The 3074-nt window shown below is 23.6% G+C and carries 4 protein-coding genes; all 4 read right to left on the minus strand.

From position 1 onward, the window contains the following. The coding region (locus tag GBZ86_RS14355) for an MBL fold metallo-hydrolase (RefSeq protein WP_479690753.1) at positions 1 to 509 on the minus strand (509 nt) is incomplete at its 3' end. Positions 510 to 681: 172 nt separating this feature from the next. After that, positions 682 to 1326 (minus strand): YitT family protein, encoded by a 645-nt coding sequence (locus GBZ86_RS14360; protein WP_152891799.1) that lies wholly within the window; start codon positions 1324 to 1326, stop codon positions 682 to 684. Positions 1327 to 1573: 247 nt separating this feature from the next. Continuing rightward, a complete protein-coding gene (locus tag GBZ86_RS14365; RefSeq protein ID WP_152891800.1) occupies positions 1574 to 2413 on the minus strand; it encodes a CvfB family protein in 840 nt (279 codons plus the stop codon). 9 nt (positions 2414 to 2422) lie between these two features. Beyond that, positions 2423 to 2926 (minus strand): gamma carbonic anhydrase family protein, encoded by a 504-nt coding sequence (locus tag GBZ86_RS14370; protein ID WP_152891801.1) that lies wholly within the window; start codon positions 2924 to 2926, stop codon positions 2423 to 2425. Positions 2927 to 3074 lie beyond the last annotated feature (148 nt).

Consider the following 3074-nt stretch of genomic DNA (forward strand, 5'->3'; position numbering starts at 1 on the left):
ACTCCATATAATACTACTGAATTATAATTATTATTAAATATATTTTCTAAAGGTAATTTAGCTTCTATATAAATATTACCTTTATTATAACTCCATCCCTTTTTTATAAAATCATAAGATATATTTTTCTCTTTTAAATTTTTTATAATTAAATCTTTATTTTCTTTGTTATCACAATAATTAGGTAAAAATATTTTATTTATTTTAAAATTTTCCAATATTATATCTAAAGCTCCAATTCTGTTATTTTTAAAATTAGTTAATATTATTGCATCTAATTCTTCTATACCTTCTTCTTTTAAATAATCTAAGATATTATTTTCATATTTTTTCTCGCCTAAATCTATTAATATATTTTCTATATTGCTTTTTATTAAAATACAATCACTATCTCCTACTTTCAAAAAATTAACATTATTAGGATTATCCTTAGCAAATATCTTAACGCCATTTCCTAGAAATATAAATAACAAAAATATTATATTTATTCTTATTAGACACTTTTTCATAAAAAACATCCTTTCAACAATAAATTATATTTAGTTTACTCAAATGAATTATTTTTATTACAAAATACTAATAATTTTCTAAAATAGTTTAAATATAGTTTCGAAATTTTGTTATTAATATAAAAAACTACGAAATTATATTAAAAAATCTAATTTCATAGTTTAAAATGTTTTAAGCTATTTCAATTGTTTCTTCAATAATACTTTCTTTTCTTTTGTTTAAAAGTAAAACAAATTTATCTACTAATATTCCATTTGCTATTACTGCAATAAAGGCATATATACCTTTATCTAAACCAAAAGTTAATGCACTAGCTATAGTTACACAAAAATCTACACATAATAATGATATTCCAATATTAAAATTAGTATATTTATTTAAAATTTTAGCTAATATATCTGTACCTCCAGTAGAGGCATTTCTATGAAATACTATTGCTAGTCCAAAAGAAACCATTAACGTTCCAAAAATCACTGCTAGAATTAAGTTATTCGTAAAAGCATATACTCCTATTATTTTTTCCATAAATGCCATAATACCCGTTAACAAAGCAGTAGCATATATAGTTTTTGAACCAAAATCTGATCCAACTAAAATAAATGCAACAATGAAAAGTATTAAATTACCTAAAGCTTGTATTGCCCACATAGATATTTGTGGAATAAAATGATATATAATAAGCGATAACCCACTTAATCCACCTGCGGCTAAACTATTAGGTGCATAAAAATACTCTATTCCAAAAGCTATAAGAATAACTCCAAAAGTAATAATTGCATAATCTTTCATAAATTCTATAAATTTTTCCTTAGTCATTTATATCTCCTCTTCTTATAAGTTTTACATTAAACTTTTTTTACTATGTAAATGCAACTAATAGCATACCAAATTTTTATTCATTTTCATAGTATAAATTTTATATTTATTCACTAAATATAAAATTTATTTTTTCATTACTATATTTATAAAAATTCATGAATTTTTTTTATTTATTTATAAATAAAAAATTCCTTGATAATAATATTTAATTAATATATTATCTAAGGAATTTAAATTTTAAGTATTACTTTAATCTAGTTCCAAACTCATCTTGCTCAATTAATTCTTTTTTCATTAATCCACCTAAAGCAATTTTAAAATAATTTTTAGATGTATTAAACTTCTTTCTTATTATTTCTGGTGAAGTTTTATCATTATACGGCATAACTCCACCATGCTCATTCAAATATGAAATTATTTTTTCACTTAATTCATCTCTTTCTTGTAACTTAGAATTTCTTATTGAAAGTCCAACTATTCCATCATCATATATTCTCTTTATTTTACCTTTTATTTCATCACCAGGATTTATATTCTTAAAATATTCGTTTTTAAGAACAACTCCTCTATATATATTATCTATAGCTACTCTTAAAGAACCATTAGTTTGATACCCATATACTATTCCACTAACTTCATCTCCTAAGTTTGGCTCTTCTATTTCAAGTAAGTATTTATCTATATCTGTAGTGGCAGCTAATCTTCCTGTTTTATCCACATATATATATACTAAATATTTTTTTCCCTCTTCCATTTTGTACTTTTGCTCTCTTAATGGAACTAATAAGTCTCTTTCTAATCCAAAATTAACAAATGCTCCTATTTTAGTTATAGAAGTAACTTCTAAAAATGCTACATCTCCAACTTTAGCCATAGGCTCTTTTAATGTACCAATTAATCTATCTCTTGAATCTCTGTATATAAATACCTCTAATTCATCTCCAATTGATACTTCTCTACCATTTAAACTTCCTGTTGGTATTAATATATCATCACTAGTTTTTCCTGTTCCCCTATCAACATAAACTCCAAATTCTGCTTTTCTAACTACCTTTAGATTATTTATTTCTCCTATTCTTATCATAAGGCCCTCCTATTTTTTATATAAATTTGAGGCATCAATATAATTTTGTTTTGATGCTTTTATATGTTCTATTTCTTCCTTACTAAGTTCTCTAACTACTTTTCCAGGGCTTCCCATTACAAGTACACCTTCTGGTATAACTTTATTTTGAGAAATTAAACTTCCTGCAGCTATTATAGTATTTTTGCCAATAATAGCACCATTAAGTATTATTGCACCCATTCCTATTAAACATTCATCTTCTATAGTACATCCATGTATAATCGCTCCATGACCTATAGTAACACCATTACCTATTTTAACTGGATAATTATAATCAACATGAACTGAAGAATTATCTTGTATATTACTTCCTTCTCCAATATGTATATAATTTATATCTCCTCTTAAAACCGTCCCAAACCATATGCTAGAATTTTTATCAATTAATACATTTCCTATAATATCTGCACTATGTGCAATAAAAGCTTCTTTATCAATATTAGGTTTTATTCCCTTAACTTCTATGATCATAAATTCACCTCATTTGTATTTCATATAATTGTATCACATGTATGTCTTTACTTACAATTATAATCTTATATATATAAAAGAAATTAATACTGTTATATTAAATGCTTTATATCTCTAACATTTAATTATTATGGTATTAATATTATAT

Source organism: Clostridium tarantellae (assembly GCF_009295725.1).
Classification (GTDB): Bacteria; Bacillota; Clostridia; order Clostridiales; family Clostridiaceae; genus Sarcina; species Sarcina tarantellae.